At 34.9% G+C, this 871-nt stretch carries 1 protein-coding gene; it reads left to right on the top strand.

The genetic code is table 11. The features are described from left to right. Positions 1 to 702: 702 nt before the first annotated feature. The coding region (locus tag CXF76_RS00760; protein WP_157823327.1) for a transposase at positions 703 to 871 on the top strand (169 nt) is incomplete at its 3' end.

The following is an 871-nucleotide window of genomic DNA, read 5'->3' as shown; positions in this document are numbered from 1 at the left end:
TATATTTGTATTTAAGTTTTTACACGAAACCAAAGGCAAAGAGCTTGAACAAATGAAAGGGTAAATATTATCCCTTTAATAAGCGCCAAAACTAAAGCAATAGAACTAGAATAATAGAACTAAAGCAATAGTTTTGGAGTTGTTAGACTGCTTCACTCGTTAAGCTTTCTTTTTACTAAACCCAAACACTTTATAAACTCGCAGCAACTATCTCATTTCTCAATAGTTAAATTATTAATGCATTTAAGTAAAGTGTGAGTCGCTTGTTCAATATCACGATTTGTAATAGCGTTTAACATCATTTTTTAAACTTTTATTATTTCGATTTAAGCTGCCTTCATCGACGTCTTCCTTTGGTTTTTAACTGGATTATCAACTTTCGACCATGTTGTGAAAATGAATAATATTAGACGTGACGTAGTTTTTGTAAAAAGACGTAGTTGCGCAGTTTGTGTAATAAGCAACTAAAAAGCAAATACAGCTGATAGTCTGCAGTGAGCGAGAAGCAGACGGTCGGTTAAACTCGTTTTTGGACAAAACTGAGTTACGAAAGTAATGTGGCGAGATAACTTTTAGATTAGAAAATCTATTGTAACGTTGAACTGAGGTTACTCTTACCTCGCCATGTAGTGGTACAGTAATTTTGGCCACCCATTAAGAAAGAAATGTTATGCTGATAAGCATACAAATTTGGGTGAAAAAATGACGAAATTAAAACGTGCAACGTATTCTGCAGCAATCAAATTAGAAACAGCTCAGCTTGTAGTTGACCAAAGTTATACTCAAGAAGAAGCAGCCAAAGCGATGGGTGTGGGTAAATCAACCGTTAGTAAGTGGGTTACTCAATTAAAGCAAGAGCGTAATGGCCAGC

The sequence above is a fragment of the Pseudoalteromonas sp. 78C3 genome (assembly GCF_002836695.1).
Classification (GTDB): Bacteria; Pseudomonadota; Gammaproteobacteria; order Enterobacterales; family Alteromonadaceae; genus Pseudoalteromonas; species Pseudoalteromonas arctica.
This window is presented reverse-complemented; position numbering and strand designations above follow the sequence as displayed.